The organism is Deinococcus sp. LM3 (assembly GCF_002017875.1).
In the GTDB taxonomy this organism is placed as follows: domain Bacteria; phylum Deinococcota; class Deinococci; order Deinococcales; family Deinococcaceae; genus Deinococcus.
This window is the reverse complement of sequence record NZ_MUFV01000001.1, coordinates 2,519,928-2,536,680: the sequence shown is the minus strand read 5'-3', so window position 1 is coordinate 2,536,680 and position 16,753 is coordinate 2,519,928. Positions and strand designations below refer to the sequence as shown.

The 16,753-nt window shown below is 69.3% G+C and carries 19 protein-coding genes; 7 read left to right on the top strand and 12 right to left on the bottom strand.

Translation table 11 applies throughout. The features are described from left to right. Nucleotides 1–64: 64 nt before the first annotated feature. From BXU09_RS11955 to BXU09_RS11945, 3 genes are all read right to left on the bottom strand, one after another. The gene (locus BXU09_RS11955; protein ID WP_078303075.1) at nt 65–550 is read right to left on the bottom strand and encodes a DUF4442 domain-containing protein; all 486 of its coding nucleotides are present in this window, start codon (nt 548–550) and stop codon (nt 65–67) included. Nucleotides 551–734: 184 nt separating this feature from the next. Beyond that, the gene (locus tag BXU09_RS11950) at nt 735–1,310 is read right to left on the bottom strand and encodes a phosphoribosylglycinamide formyltransferase (protein ID WP_078303070.1); all 576 of its coding nucleotides are present in this window, start codon (nt 1,308–1,310) and stop codon (nt 735–737) included. After that, on the bottom strand, nt 1,307–2,686 hold the full coding sequence (locus tag BXU09_RS11945; protein WP_078303066.1) for a dipeptidase: 1,380 nt from the start codon (nt 2,684–2,686) through the stop codon (nt 1,307–1,309). The genes BXU09_RS11950 and BXU09_RS11945 overlap by 4 nt, the downstream gene beginning before the upstream one ends. Before the next feature lie 154 nt (nt 2,687–2,840). Here BXU09_RS11945 and BXU09_RS11940 point away from each other — a divergent pair, with 154 nt between their 5' ends. The 5 genes from BXU09_RS11940 to BXU09_RS11920 all read left to right on the top strand — a co-directional run bounded on the left by BXU09_RS11940 (nt 2,841) and on the right by BXU09_RS11920 (nt 8,442). Then, entirely contained in the window at nt 2,841–3,554 is a 714-nt protein-coding gene (locus BXU09_RS11940) for a helix-turn-helix transcriptional regulator (RefSeq protein WP_078303063.1), read from the top strand. A 163-nt stretch (nt 3,555–3,717) separates the two neighbouring features. Next, nucleotides 3,718–4,557 (top strand): metallophosphoesterase, encoded by an 840-nt coding sequence (locus BXU09_RS11935; protein ID WP_055363759.1) that lies wholly within the window; start codon nt 3,718–3,720, stop codon nt 4,555–4,557. 382 nt (nt 4,558–4,939) lie between these two features. Next, nucleotides 4,940–6,436, top strand: a complete 1,497-nt coding sequence (locus BXU09_RS11930) for an ABC transporter ATP-binding protein (protein ID WP_078303059.1) — start codon at nt 4,940–4,942, stop codon at nt 6,434–6,436. Next, complete coding sequence (locus BXU09_RS11925; protein ID WP_078303055.1) at nt 6,433–7,488, top strand: ABC transporter permease; 1,056 nt, start codon at nt 6,433–6,435, stop codon at nt 7,486–7,488. Before BXU09_RS11930 ends, BXU09_RS11925 begins: the two co-directional genes overlap by 4 nt. A gap of 60 nt (nt 7,489–7,548) precedes the next feature. Further along, complete coding sequence (locus BXU09_RS11920) at nt 7,549–8,442, top strand: ABC transporter permease (RefSeq protein ID WP_078303051.1); 894 nt, start codon at nt 7,549–7,551, stop codon at nt 8,440–8,442. 85 nt (nt 8,443–8,527) lie between these two features. Here BXU09_RS11920 and BXU09_RS11915 read toward each other — a convergent pair whose 3' ends face one another. The 4 genes from BXU09_RS11915 to msrP form a co-directional block, all read right to left on the bottom strand. Then, nucleotides 8,528–8,908, bottom strand: a complete 381-nt coding sequence (locus BXU09_RS11915; RefSeq protein ID WP_078303046.1) for a hypothetical protein — start codon at nt 8,906–8,908, stop codon at nt 8,528–8,530. A gap of 154 nt (nt 8,909–9,062) precedes the next feature. Then, nucleotides 9,063–9,626: a redoxin family protein gene (locus BXU09_RS11910; RefSeq protein WP_078303044.1), complete on the bottom strand. Its 564-nt coding sequence runs from the start codon at nt 9,624–9,626 to the stop codon at nt 9,063–9,065. Nucleotides 9,627–9,727: 101 nt separating this feature from the next. Next, nucleotides 9,728–10,336 carry a protein-methionine-sulfoxide reductase heme-binding subunit MsrQ gene (locus BXU09_RS11905; RefSeq protein WP_240501346.1) on the bottom strand — a complete coding sequence of 203 codons (609 nt, stop codon included), beginning with the start codon at nt 10,334–10,336 and terminating at the stop codon, nt 9,728–9,730. Between the two features lie 53 nt (nt 10,337–10,389). Further along, nucleotides 10,390–11,409 (bottom strand): protein-methionine-sulfoxide reductase catalytic subunit MsrP, encoded by a 1,020-nt coding sequence (gene msrP, locus BXU09_RS11900; protein WP_078303035.1) that lies wholly within the window; start codon nt 11,407–11,409, stop codon nt 10,390–10,392. A gap of 225 nt (nt 11,410–11,634) precedes the next feature. On the opposite strand from msrP, the gene BXU09_RS11895 reads away from it, so the two are divergent. Beyond that, a complete protein-coding gene (locus BXU09_RS11895; RefSeq protein ID WP_078303018.1) occupies nt 11,635–12,804 on the top strand; it encodes a BMP family ABC transporter substrate-binding protein in 1,170 nt (389 codons plus the stop codon). A 72-nt stretch (nt 12,805–12,876) separates the two neighbouring features. Here BXU09_RS11895 and BXU09_RS11890 read toward each other — a convergent pair whose 3' ends face one another. Beyond that, nucleotides 12,877–13,521 (bottom strand): MBL fold metallo-hydrolase, encoded by a 645-nt coding sequence (locus BXU09_RS11890; RefSeq protein WP_346417567.1) that lies wholly within the window; start codon nt 13,519–13,521, stop codon nt 12,877–12,879. A 53-nt stretch (nt 13,522–13,574) separates the two neighbouring features. Between BXU09_RS11890 and BXU09_RS11885 the strand changes: the two genes are divergently transcribed. After that, complete coding sequence (locus BXU09_RS11885; protein ID WP_078303007.1) at nt 13,575–14,138, top strand: peroxidase-related enzyme; 564 nt, start codon at nt 13,575–13,577, stop codon at nt 14,136–14,138. Between the two features lie 174 nt (nt 14,139–14,312). Here the strand turns inward: BXU09_RS11885 and BXU09_RS11880 are convergent, their stop codons facing one another. From BXU09_RS11880 to BXU09_RS11865, 4 genes are all read right to left on the bottom strand, one after another. Beyond that, nucleotides 14,313–15,158, bottom strand: a complete 846-nt coding sequence (locus tag BXU09_RS11880; protein ID WP_078303003.1) for a hypothetical protein — start codon at nt 15,156–15,158, stop codon at nt 14,313–14,315. 154 nt (nt 15,159–15,312) lie between these two features. Then, the gene (locus BXU09_RS11875; RefSeq protein ID WP_078302999.1) at nt 15,313–16,149 is read right to left on the bottom strand and encodes a 3-hydroxybutyryl-CoA dehydrogenase; all 837 of its coding nucleotides are present in this window, start codon (nt 16,147–16,149) and stop codon (nt 15,313–15,315) included. Further along, nucleotides 16,146–16,445 (bottom strand): hypothetical protein, encoded by a 300-nt coding sequence (locus BXU09_RS11870; protein WP_078302994.1) that lies wholly within the window; start codon nt 16,443–16,445, stop codon nt 16,146–16,148. The genes BXU09_RS11875 and BXU09_RS11870 overlap by 4 nt, the downstream gene beginning before the upstream one ends. Then, entirely contained in the window at nt 16,445–16,753 is a 309-nt protein-coding gene (locus tag BXU09_RS11865; RefSeq protein WP_144012093.1) for a YciI family protein, read from the bottom strand. The genes BXU09_RS11870 and BXU09_RS11865 overlap by 1 nt, the downstream gene beginning before the upstream one ends.

Sequence of the window (16,753 nt, the reverse complement as noted above, 5' to 3'; positions counted from 1 at the left end):
GTGGGCCGATGATCGTTCTGCGCCGACAGCAGCCGACCCACTGCCTACCCCCCACTTCCCCCCGTTACTTCGCCTGGGGGCGGGCGCGCAGGTACCAGTGGGCGACGGCGCGCATCACGTCCTTGCCCTCGCCGTCCTGCACGGTCACGTTCACGATCAGGCGGGCCTTGCCGTCCGCCGCGAACTCGGCGTGGGCCACCGCGATCCCCGCCGGGTCGGCCGCCTCGGCCCGCGCGGTCAGGTCGCCCACGGCGCGGTTCACGTAGTGCGTCTCCAGTTTCTCGATCAGGGGCACGGCGCCCGCCAGTTGCGCTGCGAACGCGCCCGCGAACGCCGCGCCACTCACGGCCTCGGCCAGCAGGAACTGCACGCCCGCGTGAATGGTGCCCAGGTGATTACGGAACGGAGCGGTGTCCGGCGCCTGCCCGGTCGCCCAGCCGACGCCCACGTCGGTGATCTGCACGCCGACCGTGGCGTTCATGGGAATGTCGTGCAGGGCCTTCTTGACGGCCTGGGCAGCGAAAGCGGGCAGGGTGGCAGCTTGAGTCATGGGTGGAACCTCCAGGATCGAACACAGAATTTGAACTGAGTTCAAGTATAAGCGGAGAGCCGGCAGCGGATCACCCCGACACCCCACGCCCCAGCACGAACGCCCGGCAAGCGTTCAGCCGACCGGTTCCCACCCGTGATGGGCGGAATCCGGTCGGCTGAGACGGACGCAGTGAGAGTGAGGATTACCCGCCCAGACTGCGAACAGCCCGCAGCATCAGCTCACCCTCGGTGGCCTGCACGCGGGCCTTGAGGCTGGCGAGGTCGTCGCCGGGCAGGACGGGCACGCGGGCCTGCGCCAGCACGGGTCCCTCGTCGATGCCGGCGGTGACGAGGTGCACGGTCGCGCCGCTCTCGGGGTCGCCGCTGGCCAGGACGGCTTCGTGCACGCGGTCGCCGTACATGCCGCGTCCGCCGTGGCGGGGCAGGAGGCTGGGGTGGATGTTCACGAGGCGGCCCGCGAAGTGCGTCAGGACGCGCGGGCCGATCTCGCGCATGTACCCGCTGAGGACCAGGGTGTCCGCGCCCGCGCCGACCAGCACGTCCAGAATGGCGGCGTCCAGGGCGTCCGGGTCGGGGTACTTCGCGCTGCTGAGGTGCGCGACAGTCAGGCCCGCCTCCTGAGCCCAGGCGAGGGCCGGGGAGCGGCTGTTGTTGCTGACCAGCGCGACCGGGGTGGCGTTCAGCTCACCTGCGCGGCAGGCCTCGACGAGGTGCCGCGCGGCGCTGCCGCCGTGCGAGGCGAGAAAGCCGAGTTTCATTCGGCGGTGTTGGGCGCGCCGAGTTCCTGCAGCAGGTAGGCGCTCGTCAGGATGCCGTTGTGGTAGTCGCTGACGGCGAAGCTCTCGTTGGGGCTGTGGGGGGCGTCCTCGTTCAGGCCGAGGTCCACGAACAGGACCGGGGCGTGCAGCAGGTCGTTGAATGCGGCGACGATGGGGATGCTCCCGCCGGTGCGGGCGAACACGGCTTCACGGCCGAAGACGCGCTTGAGGGCGCGGTTCGCGGCGAGGTTGTAGGGGCTGTTCAGGTCGAATTTGAAGGGACGGCCGCCGTGGTGCGGGTGGACGGTGGCGGTGGTGCCTGCGGGGGCGAGTGTGGGCACGTACTCGGTGATGAGCTGCGTGATGCGGTCGGGGTCCTGTCCGGGCACGAGGCGCATGCTGACCTTCGCTCCGGCCTTGGCGGCGATGACGGTCTTGCTGCCTTCGCCCTGGTAGCCGCCCCAGATGCCGTTCACGTCGAGCGTGGGGCGGCCCCACAGGCGTTCCAGGGTGCTGTATCCGGCCTCGCCGGGCAGGGCGGGCACGCCGATGCTGGCGGCGAATTCGTCGTCGCTGTGGGGCAGATCGGCCCACATCTGGCGTTCCTCGGGGGTCAGTTCGTCGATGCCGTCGTAGAAGCCGGGGATGGTCACGCGGCCCTGGTCGTCCTTGAGGCGCGTGATGATCTCGGCCAGCGCATTGATGGGGTTGGGGGCGGCGCCGCCGTAGCTGCCGCTGTGCAGGTCGCGGTTGGCACCCTGCACGTGAATCTCGACGTAGCTGAGGCCGCGCACGCCGTACGTGATGGTGGGAATCTCGGGCGCGAAGCGGCTGCCGTCGCTGATCACGATCACGTCGGCCTTCAGTTCTTCGGCGTGGTCGCGCAGGTACGGTTCGAGGTTCGGGCTGCCGATCTCCTCCTCGCCCTCCAGCAGGAATTTCACGTTGACGGGCAGTTCGCCCTGCGCGAGCAGCAGTTCCACGCCCTTCACGTGAGCGTAGGCCTGCCCCTTGTCGTCGGTGCTGCCGCGCGCGTAGATGCGCCCGTCGCGGATGGTGGGCTCGAAGGGCGGCGTGACCCACTCTTCCAGGGGCGCCTCGGGCTGCACGTCGTAGTGGCCGTAGATCAGCACGGTGGGTTTACCGGGGGCGTTCAGGCGCTCGGCGTACACGACGGGGTGCCCGGCGGTCGGGTCGATGCGGGCCGTGAATCCCAGCCCACTCAGTTTGGCGCGCAGGAATTCGGCGGTGGCGGCCATGTCGGCCGTGCGGGTCGGGTCGGCGCTGACCGAGGGGAGGCGCAGCAGCGCGAACAGTTCCTCGTTCGCCTGCTCACGGTTCAGGGCGGCACTCAGGTCCGGAGTCTGATGGGTCATACCGGGGATGATACGGGCTGACCCGCGCCGGGCGTCCAGGATCGGGGGGCAGTGGGGTGTGGGCCGCCCCAGATCCACTCCCCGCTGCCTACACCCCACTGCCTGCTGCCTCCCGGTTGCAGAAACAGTGACGCGGGTATACTCAACGGAAGTTATGCCCTCTGACTCCAGACATCGGCCCGTGTACGTCATCTCCGTGGCGGCGGAACTGGTGGACATGCACCCCCAGACGCTGCGGCTGTACGAACGCAAGGGTCTGATCCGCCCCGGTCGCAGCAGCGGCAAGACCCGCCTGTACAGCGAACGGGACATCGAGCACCTGCGCGAGATCCGCCGCCTGACGCAGGAACTCGGCGTGAACCTCGCCGGGGTCGAGGAGGTCATGCGGCTTCAGCATGAACTGGACGACATTCAGGGCGAATTCGAGGCGGAAATCGAGCGCATCGAGGACGAGTTGCGGGCGCAGGCGCAACCGCGCGAACTGCCGGGCGCAGACGGCAAGGTGGACCCGAAGGACCGGCCCGTGTACGTGATCAGCATCGCGGCGGAACTGGTGGACATGCACCCCCAGACCCTGCGGCTGTACGAGCGCAAGCAGCTGATCCGTCCGGGGCGCAGCAGCGGTAAGACCCGCCTGTACAGCGAGCGGGACATCGAGCATCTGCGCGAGATCCGCCGCCTGACGCAGGAACTCGGCGTGAACCTCGCCGGGGTCGAGGAGATCATGCGGCTGCGCCACCAGCTGGATTCCACGCGCGCCGGGCTGGAAAGCAACGTGCGGCGCATTCAGGACGACATCACGGACCGCATGACCAAGTGGCGCACCCTGCCCGAAGGGGACGGCGCGGGCACCGACGACGACGGGTGACAGTGGGCAGCGGGACGCAGCAGAGGGTCGGCGCGGGCCGCTGCGGGGGCGCTACACTTCGGGGCGTGAATTGCGGCCTTCCTGAACACTGCCCCTCCCCTCCGGCCGGAGTCCACCTGTCCTGCCTCCCCTGCCCCGCCGGCCCGCTGTGGGGGGCCCGCGCATGAGGCCGCTGTGGGTGATCGGGGATATTCACGGCGCGTACGACAAGCTGCGCGCCATTCTGCTGCGCGCCGGCCTGATCGACTTCGACGGCAGCTGGACGGCCGGGGACGCGCACGTGGTGTTCCTGGGTGACTACGTGGACCGCGGCCCGAACGGCGTGGGCGTGATCCGCCTGATCCGCAGCCTGGAAGTGCAGGCGCAGGAGGTGGGCGGGCAGGTGACGGCGCTGCTGGGCAACCACGAGGTGATGTTCCTGGCGGCGCTGGTGTTCCGGCACAGCGACCCGCAGGACCGCTACGGGTACCGGGAGTACTGGCTGGAGAACGGCGGTCAGGTGCGGGACGCGGACCTGCTGGAACCCAGCGACCTGGCGTGGCTGTCCGAGCGGCCGGCCATGGCGGCCTCGCACGACTGGCTGCTGGTGCACGCCGACAGCCTGATGTACCTGAAGCTGGGCAGCAGCGTCGAGGGCGTGAACGCCGCCGTGCTGGAACTGATGACGAACCCCGACCCGGACGACTGGGGCGCGTTCCTGAACACCTTCACGGACCGGTTCGCGTTCGTGCTGGGCGCCGGGGACGAGAAGGCCCGGCAGATGCTGAGCACCTTCGGCGGGCAGCGCATCGCGCACGGGCACACGCCGGTGTACGTGCTGCTCGACGAGCACCTGCACGGCCCGACCGTGGGGGCCGGGGCGCCCATTCCGTACGCGGGGCGGCTGTGCGTGGCGATGGACAGCGGCATGGCGTACCGCGAGGACGCCGGGTTCATCGCCCGCCTGAACCGCCACGGCATCGCGGAAGTCGTGACGTTCCCCAGCGGCGGCGACTTCTACTGAACGGACTCCGATTGAATGGCTTGCAAAGCCGTTCAATCCGAGCGGATGCGAGTGGGAGAGAAGCGGGTTCCGGGCGTGGAGTTGGCAACCCGGTGCGTTTCCGGGTTGAGGGCGAAACAGACGGAATCCGTATGAGGGCTGACAGCCCTGGCCCGTACGGCCCGGCGCTGGCTGGGCAGGGGCGGCGGCCCGCGCGGCCGTTTGTCCTAGTCTGTGCGGGTTGTCCCGGTCTGTGCGGGCACATTCGAGGGCAGGCGCGGCGGGCCGCGACTCCAAAGGACTCTTCTGCGTGACACATTCTTCTGATCTTTCCGGTTCGCCCTCCGCTGCGGGGGCGCCGCCTGCGCTGCGGCTGCGCGGCATCACCAAACGGTTTCCTGGCGTGGTCGCCAACGACGCGGTGGACCTGACCGTCCACGCAGGCGAGGTGCTGGCCCTGCTGGGCGAGAACGGCGCGGGGAAAAGTACCCTGATCTCGATCCTGTACGGCCTGTACCAGCCGGACGAGGGCGCGGTGGAACTGGACGGCCGGGCGGTGCGGATCGGCAGTCCGGCGCAGGCGCTGCGGCTCGGGGTGGGGCTGGTGCCGCAGCATCCGCTGCTGGTGTCGCGGCATTCGGTGGCCGAGAATCTGGCGCTGGGCGGCGCGGGCGGCCTGTTCCCGGCGCGGCGCGTGGCGGGCCGGGTGCGGGAACTCTCGGCGCGGTACGGGCTGGAGGTGAACCCGGACTCGCGCGTGTCGGACCTGTCGCCGGGCGAGAAGCAGCGCGTGGAGATCGTGCGGGCGCTGCTGGGCGGCGCGCGGGTCCTGATTCTGGACGAGCCGACGAGCGTGCTGACCCCCCAGGAGGCCGACGGGCTGTTCCGCGTGATGCGCGAGCTGAAGGCGGACGGGCGCAGCCTGATCTTCATCTCTCACAAGCTCGATGAGGTGCTGGCGGTGGCGGACCGCGTGACGGTGCTGCGGCGCGGGAAGGTCGTGGGCGGCGTGCCGACCCTGGGCGCGACCCGTGAGAGCCTCGCGGAGCTGATGGTGGGGCGCAGCGTGGACTTCACCCGCAAACGCGCGGACGGCCCTGGCCCGGAGGCGGGCGCCCTGCTGAGCGTGCAGGACCTGAGTGCGCAGGGATCGCGCGGCCTGCCGGCCCTGCGCGGCGTGAGCTTCGAGCTGCGCCGGGGCGAGGTGCTGGGCGTGGCCGGGATCGCCGGGAACGGGCAGAGCGAACTGGTCGAGGTTCTGGCGGGCCTGCACGAGGCGACGGGCACGGTCACGCTGGACGGTCAGCCGCTGTCCGGGGACGCTGCCGGGCGCTTCCGTTCGGGCGTGGCGCACATTCCCGAGGACCGCATTCACAGCGGCACGGTGCCGACGATGACGGTCGCGGAGAACCTCGCGCTGCGGGACTTCGGGCGGCCGCCGCTGGCGCGCGGGCTGGCGCGGGACCTGGGCGCCACCGACGACCGCGCCCGGCGCGAGGTGGAGGCGTACGCGGTCGCCACGCCGGGCATTCACACGCCCACGCGGCTGCTGTCGGGCGGGAACATCCAGAAGCTGATCCTGGCGCGCGAACTGGCCGGGCAGCCGAAGCTGATCCTGGCGGTGCATCCCACGTACGGGCTGGATATCGGCGCGACCGATCAGGTGCACCGGGTGCTGCTGGACCGCACGGCGCAGGGCGCGGGCGTGCTGCTGGTCAGCGAGGACCTGGACGAGCTGCTGAGTCTGTCGGACCGCGTGGCGGTCATGGTGGGCGGCTCGCTGCTGGGGCCGTTCCCGGCAGGCGAAGTCACGCGTGAGTCGCTGGGGCTGCTGATGGGCGGCGCGCACCCGCACAGCATTCCCGGCGCGGATCAGGGTTCAGCGGGGGTGGGCGCGTGAGGTTCGTGGCCCTGAACGCTCCGTCGGCGGCCCGCGCGGCGCTGGTCACGCTGGCGGCGCTGGTGACGGCCCTGCTGATCTGCGCGCTGATCTTCACGCTGGCCGGGCAGTCCCCGGCCGAGGTGTACGGCACCATGCTGCGCGGCACGCTGGGCGACTCCACCGGCCTGGGCGAGGTGGGGCGGCGCACCATTCCGCTGCTGCTGATCGGGGCGGGGCTGGCCCTGGCGTTCCGCGCGCAGTTCTTCAACATCGGCGCCGAGGGGCAACTGCTGCTGGGCGCGGTGTTCGCGGCCGGGACGGCGCTGTTCGTGCCGCTGCCGGGGCCGCTGCTGCTGCCGGCCGTGTTCGTCGCGGGCTTCGTCGGCGGGGGCCTGTGGGCGCTGATCGCGGCGGCCCTGCGGCGCGTGAACGTGAACGAGATCCTGTCCACGCTGATGCTCAATTACATCGCGGTGGCGCTCGTCACGTACCTGATCGCCGGGCCGTGGAAGGGCAAGGACGTGCGCGGGTACATCTACACCGACACCTTCCCGGCCAGCACGTACCTGCCCACCCTGCCGGGCTCGCAGGTGCACTGGCCCACGCTGCTGCTGGGCGTGGCCGTCGCGCTGGGGTTGCAGTGGGTGCTGTCGCGCTCCACGTTCGGATACGCGCTGCGCGTGGTCGGCGAGAACCCCGGCGCGGCGCGCTACGCGGGCCTCAGCAGTGGCCGCGTGGCGCTGCTGGTCGCGCTGATCACCGGGGGCGCGGCCGGACTGGCCGGCGCGGGCGAGGTCGCCGGGATTCACCACCGCCTGCTGGAGGCGGGGCAGATCAGCCTCGGGTACGGGTTCACGGCCGTGATCGTCGCGTGGCTGGCGCGCGGGAACCCGGCGCTGTGCCTGATCACCGCGCCCGTCATGGGCATCATCCTGGCGGGCGGCGACATCCTGAAGATCGACCTGAACCTGCCGTTCCGTGTGGTGGATATCTTCAGCGGCGTGATCCTGCTGTGCCTGATCGCCAGCGAGGTCTTCGTCCGCCACCGCGTGCAGTGGGGCCGCGCGTGACGGGCCGCCTCTCCCCCACTGCGGCCCGCCGCCCGCGCCCCGCGCACCCCGAGGTCCTTCATGGATAACGTACTCACCGAGGCGCTCGTGCGCGCCCTGGCGGTCGGAACGCCGCTGCTGCTCGCCTGCCTGGGCGCCATCCTGAACGAACGCGCCGGGGTCGTGAACCTGGGAGTCGAGGGCCTGATGGCCGTGGGCGCCCTGGCCGCCTTCGCGGTCGCGGCAGGCAGCCCGGACGCAAACCTGTGGCTGGCGGTCGGCGCGGCCATGCTGGCGGGCGCCGCGCTGGCCCTGCTGCACGCCATAGCGACCGTCACGCTGCGCGCCAACCAGTTCGTGAGTGGACTGGCGCTCGCCCTGATCGGCACGGGCGCCGCCGGTCTGCTCGGCAAGCGCTTCGAGGGCCTGCCGCTGTTCAACAAGGTCGCCGACTGGAACCTGGGCGGCTTCACGATCAGTCCGTTCACGGTCGCGGCCCTGCTGCTGGCGGGCGCGATGGCCTTCTGGCTGGGCGCCACCCGCTCGGGCCTGACCCTGCGCTCGGTCGGCGAGAACCCGGCGGCGGCCGACGTGCTGGGCGTGAACGTCGGCCTGACCCGCGTGCTGGCCGTGCTGGGCGGCGGCGCGCTCGCCGGGATGGCCGGGGCGTTCCTGACGCTGTCGTACCGGTCCTCCTGGGCGGACAACATGACCGCCGGGCTGGGCTGGATCGCCGTGGCCCTGGTGATCTTCGTCGGCTGGCGGCCGCTGCGCGCCATTGCCGGGGCGCTGTTCTTCGGGTTCCTGTACTACCTGCAGTTCCGCCTTCAGGGCAACAGTCCCGTCCCCACCGAGGTCTTCAGCGCCATGCCGTTCGTGCTGGTCCTGGTCGTGCTGGCCCTGGCGGGCATGCGCGGTCAGGCCGGGAACGCGCCCGCCGCGCTGGGCCGCGCGTACGTGCGCGGCGAACGCTGAGAACGGGCAGCAGACAGTAGGCAGCAGGAAGTGGGAGAGGCCCGGCGTACGAATACGCCGGGCCTCTTCCCTGTCCGCCTCAGCGTCACCTTTCGGCTGGCAGGTGAAGCACCACGGGCACGGTCGTTCCGGCCTTCAGGGTCACGCGGCGGGTGTGTTCCTGCACGGTGCAGACGCCGCTGACGCGGTCGCACAGGAACAGGCGGGCGTGCAGGGTCACGGGGCCGCGCACGCGGGCGGGCAGGCGCACGCTCAGGGGCCGCACGGCGCGGAAGGCGTCCGGGTACGTGGGGTCGGGCACGCCGGTCAGCGGGAACTCGCGGCGGTACGTTCCGGCCTGAACGGTGATCAGCGACGGGCCGCGCACATTGAATCCCACGCCGGGCGGCGGGCGCACGCTGACCGTCAGGGCCGGGACAGATGGCGCCGCGCCGAGGGTGGCGGCCAGCAGCAGGGCCGGGATCATATGGACTCCGATTGAATGGTTTGCAATAACCATTCAATCCGAGCGGACGCGACTCGTAGAGCTGCCCCGCAGAGTGGGAGCGGAACGGGTTCCGGGCGTGGAGCTGGCAACCCGGCGATGTTCCGGGTTGTCAGCGAAACAGACGGAATCCGTATCACTTCTCGGCCAGCAGCGCCCGGAGGCGGGCGTCCAGCAGCGGAATGGCCTGCGGGAAGCGGGAGCTGATCTCGCCCCGGTGCGTGTACCGGACCCGGCCATGCCGGTCGATCAGCAGGAACGTCGGCCACGCCCGGATGCCCCAGGCGCGCCAGTTGGTGCGGGCGTTGTCCTGCACGACCGGCCAGGTCACGCCGTCCTCTTTCAGAGCGGCCTGCACGCTGGCGGTGGGTCTGTCGGACTCGAATTCCGGGGTGTGCACGCCGATGATTTCCAGGCCCTGCGTGCGGTACTTCCCGTACCAGCCTTTCAGGGTGGGCAGGCTGTTATGGCAGTTGATGCACGAGTACACCCAGAAGTTCACGAGCACCACCTTGCCTTTCAGTCCGGCCAGGGTGAGCGGGGCGGGGGCGTTCAGCCAGGGGCCGCCGGTCAGTTCGGGCGGGGTCTGCCCGGTCGCCACGGAGGTCACCGTGACGGCCCGCGCAGTCATGGACGGCCCGGTGGCCGACGATGCGGGAGCAGCGAGGATCAGGAGGCTGGCGGCGATCAGTCGGTTCATGGGTCCTCCGGCGGCGTGCAGGGGCGCGCGTCTCCCTGGGTACGCACGGAACGCGCCGGAGGTTCGATGCCCGCCCCCGGGTCGGAGGCGGGCGCGGGGGGTCAGGGCTTCGCGGGGCGGCTTCCGGCCTGACGGCCGGGGCGGGCCGGGCGGCGTTTCAGGAATCGGATCAGGAACAGTGTGGCGATCACGGCGGCGTAGATCAGGGGCGGGGTGTGGTCCTGCTTCACGCCCCAGTAGTAGTGCAGCGCGCCCAGGCTGACGGCCACGTACGAGAGCTGGTGCAGGCGCGTCCAACGCTGGAATCCCAGGCGTTTCACGGCGCGTGGCGTGCTCGTCAGGGCTAGCGGCACCAGCAGCAGCAGCGCGGTGAATCCGGCCGTGATGAACGGGCGTTTCAGGACGTCCTCGGTCATCAGGGCCAGGTCGAAGCCGTGGTCGAACAGGTAGATCAGGAAGTGCAGGGCCGCGTACCCGAAGGCCAGCAGGCCCAGCGTCTTGCGGATGCGGGCGGGCCAGGTCCAGCCGGTCAGGAGGCGCAGGGGCGTGCAGGCCAGCGACAGGATCAGCAGCACCAGCGTCAGCAGGCCGGTCTGTAACGTGGCGCGCTGGATGGGGTTGGCGCCCAGCGCGCCGCTCAGGGCGTCGAGGATCAGCACGGCGACCGGGAGCAGGCCGCCGACCGTGACGGCCGGGACCAGCCACCCCAGGCGGGCGGGGGGACGTCGGGCCGGCCGGGCAGCGGGAACGGGGCGGGTCACGTTCAGAAGTTCTTCCGCAGGTCCATGCCCCGGTATAGCGAGGCGACCTCGTCGGCGTACCCGTTGAACGGCAGGGTCTTGCGGCGGCCCAGTTCACCGATGCGCCGCTCGGTCGCCTGACTCCAGCGGGGGTGCGGGACGGCCGGGTTCACGTTCGCGTAGAAGCCGTACTCCTGCGGGGCGGCCAGCGCCCAGGTCGTCTGGGGTTGCTTCTCGGTCAAGGTGATCCGCACGATGCTCTTGATGTTCTTGAAGCCGTACTTCCAGGGCACGACCAGCCGCAGCGGCGCGCCGTTCTGGCCGGGCAGGGCGCGCCCGTGCAGGCCGACCGCCATGAATGACAGGGGGTGCAACGCCTCGTCCAGGCGCAGGCCTTCCACGTACGGCCATTTCAGCACCGGTTGCCGCTGACCGGGGAACTGCTTGGGGTCCAGCAGCGCCGTGAACTGCACGTACTTGGCCTTGCTGGTGGGCTCCAGACGGCGGATCAGGCCGGCCAGCGGGAACCCCAGCCACGGCATGACCATGCTCCAGCCCTCCACGCAGCGCATGCGGTAGACGCGGTCCTCGAGCGGGAACCAGGACTGCAGGGTGTCGATGTCGACGGTCTGCGGTTTGCGGACCTCGCCGTCAATACGGACCGTCCAGGGGCGGGTTTTGAGGCTGCGGGCGAGGCGGGCCGGGTCGCTCTTGTCGGTGCCGAACTCGTAGAAGTTGTTGTACGTGGTGGCCTGCTGGTACGGCGTGACCTTCTCGTCGGTGTCGTACGGCCCGAGCGGACGGTCGGCGCGGCTGAAGGGATCGGCGGCCTGCGCCTCGGCGCTACCGGCACCGGGGCGGCGGGTCAGGACTTCCAGGCCGCCGCCCAGCGCGGCGACCGTGCCGGTGAACAGCGCGGCGCTGCGCAGGAATTCACGGCGGGGGTTCAGGTCACTGCCGGGTGTCAGGATGCGGCGCTGCCCGTCCGGCGTCTGAAGTTCGCTCGGCTGGGTCTGATCCTCGGGGGTGCGTGGGTCGGTCATGGTGGCCCTCCTGTACAGCTATACGCATTCTGGGCGTAATCGGTTCAGCTGCCGGGTGCGGGGTCACAGTGCCGGCGTTTTTCGGAACAGATTGCAAACCATTGGGGCCGCGCCCGGATGACTCCGTGCCATTCTGGTCAGGCTGTCCCTTTTCTTGAGGACAGAATGAAGGCACAATGAACAGCAGTGGCGGCGCGTCGGCTCCGGCCGCCCGGAGGTCTTTCCATGAAGAAAACAATTCTCGCTGCTCTGCCCGTCACCCTGGCCCTGCTCGGCACGGCCACCAGCCCCGCCGCGCAGGCCCAGCAGACCGCCAAACTGAAAGCCTGCTTCATCTACGTCGGCCCGGTCGGCGACATCGGCTGGAGCTACGCGCACGACGAGGCCCGCAAGAAGACCGAGAAGGCCCTCCCGTGGCTGGAAACCAAGTACGTGGAAAGCGTTCCCGAGGGTCAGGCGACGCCCGTCATCGACCGGCTGGTCAAGGACAACTGCAAGGTCATCTTCACGACCAGCTTCGGCTTCATGGACCAGACCCTCGACGCCGCCAAGAAGTACCCGAACGTGATCTTCGCGCACGCCAGCGGCTTCAAACGCGCCCCGAACATGGCGACGTACATGGCGGACTTCTACCAGATCTACTACCTGAACGGCATGATGGCCGCCGCCGTCAGCAAGACCGACAAGCTCGGGTACGTCGCGGCGTTCCCCGTCCCGGAACTCAAGCGGCACATCAGCGCCTTCGCGCTGGGCGCCCGCGCCGTGAACCCCAAGGCGACCGTCAGCGTCAAGTGGATCAACGCGTGGTTCGACCCGAACAAGGCCCGCGAGGCCGCCGAGAGCCTGATCAGCGAGGGCGCCGGCGCTCTGGCCTTCACCGAGGACACCGCCACCGTCGTGCAGACCGCCGCCGCCCGCAAGATCCCGTCCTTCGCGCACTACTCGCCCATGTACAAGTTCGCGCCCGACTACGTCGTCAGCGGCCAGATCGTCCACTGGGAGAAGATCTACATCGACTTCCTGACCAAGATCCGCACCGGCACGTACAACACCAAGAACCTCCAGAAAGTCGACTACTGGAACCTGCTGCGCGGCGGCAGCGTCGAACTCGGCGCGCAGGACGGCATGGCCATCAACCCCAAATGGGTCCCGGCCCTGAAAGCCAAGAGCATGACCGTGAACGGCAAGAAAACCACCGTGTACGACCGCGTCATGGCCCTGAAAACCGACATGGAGAAGGGCGGCAAGTTCGACCCCTTCACCGGCCCCATCAAGGACCGCAACGGCATCCTGCGCGTCCCCGCCGGCAAGGTCGCCACCGTCGCCGAACTGAACAACATGGCCTGGGTGGTCCCCGGCGTCACCGGCCAGATCGCCGACGAACCCAAGAAGTAAGACACGGTTGAAAGTGAACGGTTGATGGTTGATGGAGGGGGCGCCCTTCCGTCAACCATCAACTTTCATCCATCAACCCTCGTCCCGCGCCGCGCGGGCCTGCACCTGCGCGGGGGTCAGAGGACCGCCGTGGCCGGGCCAGATCTCGCGGAGGTCCATGCCCGCCACAGTCTTCAGGGTGGCCAGCGCCTGCGCGTGGTCGTGGTTGTACGCCGCGCGGGGCAGGTGCGCGCCGTCCACGCTGCCCACCACGGCGTCCGCCGCGATCAGCACGCCCCCGCGCCGCACGCCGATCTGCCCGGCGGTGTGGCCCGGCAGGTGAACGACCTCCCAGCCCAGCAGCTCCTGACCGGGCAGTGCCGCCCGCAACGCCGACCCTGGCACCTTCGGGTGCGCGCGTGAGACCAGTCGCCCCACGCCCGGCCGGCCCGCCGGGTACGGCAGGTCATGCACCTGACCCAGCAGCGCCGGGTGCTCCAGTGGGTGCGCCAGCACGTTCAGGCCCGCCCGCGCCGCCAGGAACGCGCCCCCCGCGTGATCCGGGTGGGCGTGCGTGACCAGCAGCGCGTCCGGCCGGAACGACCGCAGCAGACCCATGAAGCGCGGCGCGTGCACCACCGTGCCGGTATCGACCAGCAGCCGCCCCTGCGGGGTGGTCAGCAGGAACACATTGGCGTACATCGGAACGCTGACCAGCTCGGCACGGAACGCAGGCACCCGCCGATGATGCCACGCACCCGGCCCCCCCGGTGCTCTACCCTGGACGGACCATGAACCGGATCTCCTGGCTGGCCGTTCCCGACGACACCGACGCCCCCGAAGGCGTGCAGAAACTCTGGGCGAAAGCCGAGGCGAACCTGGGCTTCGTTCCGAACGTGTTCCGCGCGCAGGCCCTGAACGGCGAGCAGTTCCTGGCGTGGTGGAACGCCTTCAACACGCTCGTCAACCGCGACGGTCACCTGACCCACACGGAACGCGAACTGCTGGCCGTGGTGGTCAGCAGCGTCAACCGCTGCGTGTACTGCGCCGTCTCGCACGGAGCGGCCCTGCGCGAGTACAGCGGCGACCCCGCCTGGGCCGACACGGTCGCCGTCAACTGGCGGCACGCGACCCTGACCGGGCGGCAGGCGGCGCTGTGCGCCTTCGCGGAGAAACTGACGCGCACGCCCGCCGACATGACCGAACACGATCTGACCCCGCTGCGCGCGGCTGGCCTGAATGACCACGACATTCTCGAGGCCACCCAGGTGATCGGGATGTTCAACATGACCAACCGCGTCAGCAGCGCGCTGGGCTTCATGCCCAACGCCGGGTACCACCAGCGGGCCCGCTGACCCCGGCGCTGAAGGCCGTGCGGGCCTGAACGCCGGGGTCATACGGATTCCGTTTGTTTCGCTGACAATCCGGAACTTCACCGGATTGCCGGCTCCACGTCCGGAACCCGCCCCGCTCCCACTCGCATCCGCTCGGATTGAACGGCCTTGTAAGCCGTTCAATCGGAGTCCGTATCAGTCGTTGCGGGTGTAACCGGTGGCCGCCCAGCCGCACCCGGAGCGCACGAGGTTGATCGTGCCACCGTACGTGCCGCTGACCTGCTGACCGTTGCTGTTCTGCGTGCCGGACAGGGTCACGCTGCCCGAAACCTGGGCGCGGTTCCCGCCGACGCTGGCCTCGCCGGCACTGACGGAGAAGCTCACGTTGGAGTACACCGCCGAGTAGGCACCCAGCGCCGCCGAGATGGACTCGTTGGCGGCACTGATCGCCGCGCTTCTGGCGTTAGCCCGGTCCGACTCGGGCGTCAGTTCACAGGCGGCCGGCGCGGCGTCCTGGGTGCTGCTGGCACTTCCCTCCGAAGGGATGGGGAAGCTGCCCTGCAGGTTCTCGACGTTCACGCGGTAATTGACCCCCAGCGCCACGCGGGGACCGATGATGGCCTGCAACGGGGTGTTGATGCGCTGCACGCCCGCCTCGAAGTACGCCTCGACCGGGACCAGGGCCAGTCCGTAGCGTGCGCCCACACCGCCCTGGAACGCGACGTTGTTCCGGATGGTGTCCAGGCCGGCCAGGGCGTACGTCGTGAAATTCCCGGTGCGGAACAGATCCACCGAGACGCCCAGACCGAAGGACGCCGTGCCGGACTGCCCCTGGATGTTGCTGGAGCAGAAGGAACCCTGCCCGTACAGACCGATGCGGTCCGAGCGGAGGCCAGCGCGCACGCCCGCCACCTGGCAGCCCAGCCCCAGGCTGCTGTTCAGACCCAGGGTGACGTCGGCGGCGCTGGCGGTGCTGGGCAGAGTGATGGCGGTCAGGGACAGGGCGGCGGCGGTGAGGGTCAACCAGTTGCGTTTGAACATGCGGACTCCAGGGGTCAGGGGTGCAGCGGGACTGGGAACGGCGGGGAACGCCGTGGCGGGGCGCGGTCAGGGGGTGGGACCTGATCAAGTTAACATTCTGGCCGCGCGGGTGGCCTGCGTCCCCTGCTGGCCTGAGGCTCCATTCAGTGGGTCGTCAGTACGTGTAGAAGCCCTGTCCGCTCTTGCGGCCCAGCAGGCCGGCCTGCACCATCTTGCGCAGCAGCGGGCTGGAGCGGTACTTGTCGTCGCCCAGCCCCTTGTGCAGCACTTCCATGATGGCGAGGCAGGTGTCCAGCCCGATGAAGTCCGCCAGCGTCAGGGGGCCCATGGGGTGATTCATGCCGAGTTTCATGATCCCGTCAATCGCCTCGGGTTCGGCGACGCCTTCCATGACGCACTGGATGGCCTCGTTCAGCATGGGCATCAGGATGCGGTTGCTCACGAAGCCGGGGAAGTCGTTGCAGGCGAGTGGGGTCTTCCCCATCCGCTCGGCGGTCTGCGTGACGAACTGTGCCGTTTCATCGCTGGTGCTGTAGCCACGGATGACCTCCACCAGTTGCATGAGCGGCACCGGGTTCATGAAGTGCATCCCGATGAACCGCTCGGGGCGGCCCGACGCACTCGCGAGCGCCGTGATCGGAATGGAGCTGGTGTTGCTCGCCAGCACCCCATGCGGCTTCACGATCTGCCCCAGCTGCCGGAACAGGTCGGCCTTCACCTGTTCGTTCTCCACGATGGCCTCCACGACCAGATCGCAGTCCGCGAAGGCGTTCAGGTCCGTCGTGAACTCCATGCGGCCCAGGATCACGTCCGGCGCGTCCGTCAGGCGGCCCTTCTCGTGCAGTTTCGCCAGCGATTTCTCGATCACGGCGCGGCCCCGGTCCAGGAACTCCTGCTTCACGTCCTGCACGACCACGGTAAATCCACTCTGCGCGGCGACCTGCGCGATGCCGCCGCCCATCTGTCCAGCTCCGATCACTCCGAATTTCATAGATTTACTCCCTGCGTCAGGATGAATTCCTTGACGCGTGTCAGCTGCTCCAGTAGTTCTGGCGCGGCTCCCTCCGTCTCGGCCTTCCCCAGAAGACGCGTCACCCCAGCAGCAACGGCCACAAGCTGCTCGGAGGTTAACGTGTCGAGTTCCAGCAGATATGACAACTGCGCCTCTTCCAGAATGAAATTGAGGGCAGCGTCCTCGCCGTGTGCCACCACCTCGTCGCGGAGACTCTCGAAAACGATGTTGGCGATGGAGATGTCATTACTCTCCGTCGAAATAAAAACTGCCACTACTCGACGAGGGGGACACCCTCGATCTGTACAGCCCGGCCGCGTTTGACAGGGTTGAAGGCGGTGTACTTGTAGCGTGAGCAGCCTGCCTGGACGAAGGGGTCGTAGTCGAACAGGTCCACGAGTTCCTGCAGGGTGTCGGCCTGTGCGACGATCACGCCGCCGGTGTTGTCGACCTTGCGGCCACTGGTGAGGAACACGCCGCTGCGGTAGTGCTGGTCGAGCCATTCGCGGTGGGCGGGCGTGACCCTGGCGATCTCGTCGGTGGGTTTGAGGTAGGTGCTCTCGATGATCCACAGAGTCGTCAT

Bases quoted from the DNA above. Each gene is read 5' to 3' on its own strand.
- BXU09_RS11940 (WP_078303063.1), top strand. From the start codon at position 2,841: ATGCCCTCTGACTCCAGACATCGGCCCGTGTACGTCATCTCCGTGGCG.
- BXU09_RS11885 (WP_078303007.1), top strand. From the start codon at position 13,575: ATGAACCGGATCTCCTGGCTGGCCGTTCCCGACGACACCGACGCCCCC.
- BXU09_RS11910 (WP_078303044.1), bottom strand. From the start codon at position 9,626: ATGAACCGACTGATCGCCGCCAGCCTCCTGATCCTCGCTGCTCCCGCA.
- BXU09_RS11920 (WP_078303051.1), top strand. From the start codon at position 7,549: ATGGATAACGTACTCACCGAGGCGCTCGTGCGCGCCCTGGCGGTCGGA.
- BXU09_RS11865 (WP_144012093.1), bottom strand. From the start codon at position 16,753: ATGACGACTCTGTGGATCATCGAGAGCACCTACCTCAAACCCACCGAC.
- BXU09_RS11945 (WP_078303066.1), bottom strand. From the start codon at position 2,686: ATGACCCATCAGACTCCGGACCTGAGTGCCGCCCTGAACCGTGAGCAG.
- BXU09_RS11875 (WP_078302999.1), bottom strand. From the start codon at position 16,149: ATGAAATTCGGAGTGATCGGAGCTGGACAGATGGGCGGCGGCATCGCG.
- BXU09_RS11915 (WP_078303046.1), bottom strand. From the start codon at position 8,908: ATGATCCCGGCCCTGCTGCTGGCCGCCACCCTCGGCGCGGCGCCATCT.
- BXU09_RS11895 (WP_078303018.1), top strand. From the start codon at position 11,635: ATGAAGAAAACAATTCTCGCTGCTCTGCCCGTCACCCTGGCCCTGCTC.
- BXU09_RS11880 (WP_078303003.1), bottom strand. From the start codon at position 15,158: ATGTTCAAACGCAACTGGTTGACCCTCACCGCCGCCGCCCTGTCCCTG.
- msrP (WP_078303035.1), bottom strand. From the start codon at position 11,409: ATGACCGACCCACGCACCCCCGAGGATCAGACCCAGCCGAGCGAACTT.
- BXU09_RS11955 (WP_078303075.1), bottom strand. From the start codon at position 550: ATGACTCAAGCTGCCACCCTGCCCGCTTTCGCTGCCCAGGCCGTCAAG.
- BXU09_RS11950 (WP_078303070.1), bottom strand. From the start codon at position 1,310: ATGAAACTCGGCTTTCTCGCCTCGCACGGCGGCAGCGCCGCGCGGCAC.
- BXU09_RS11935 (WP_055363759.1), top strand. From the start codon at position 3,718: ATGAGGCCGCTGTGGGTGATCGGGGATATTCACGGCGCGTACGACAAG.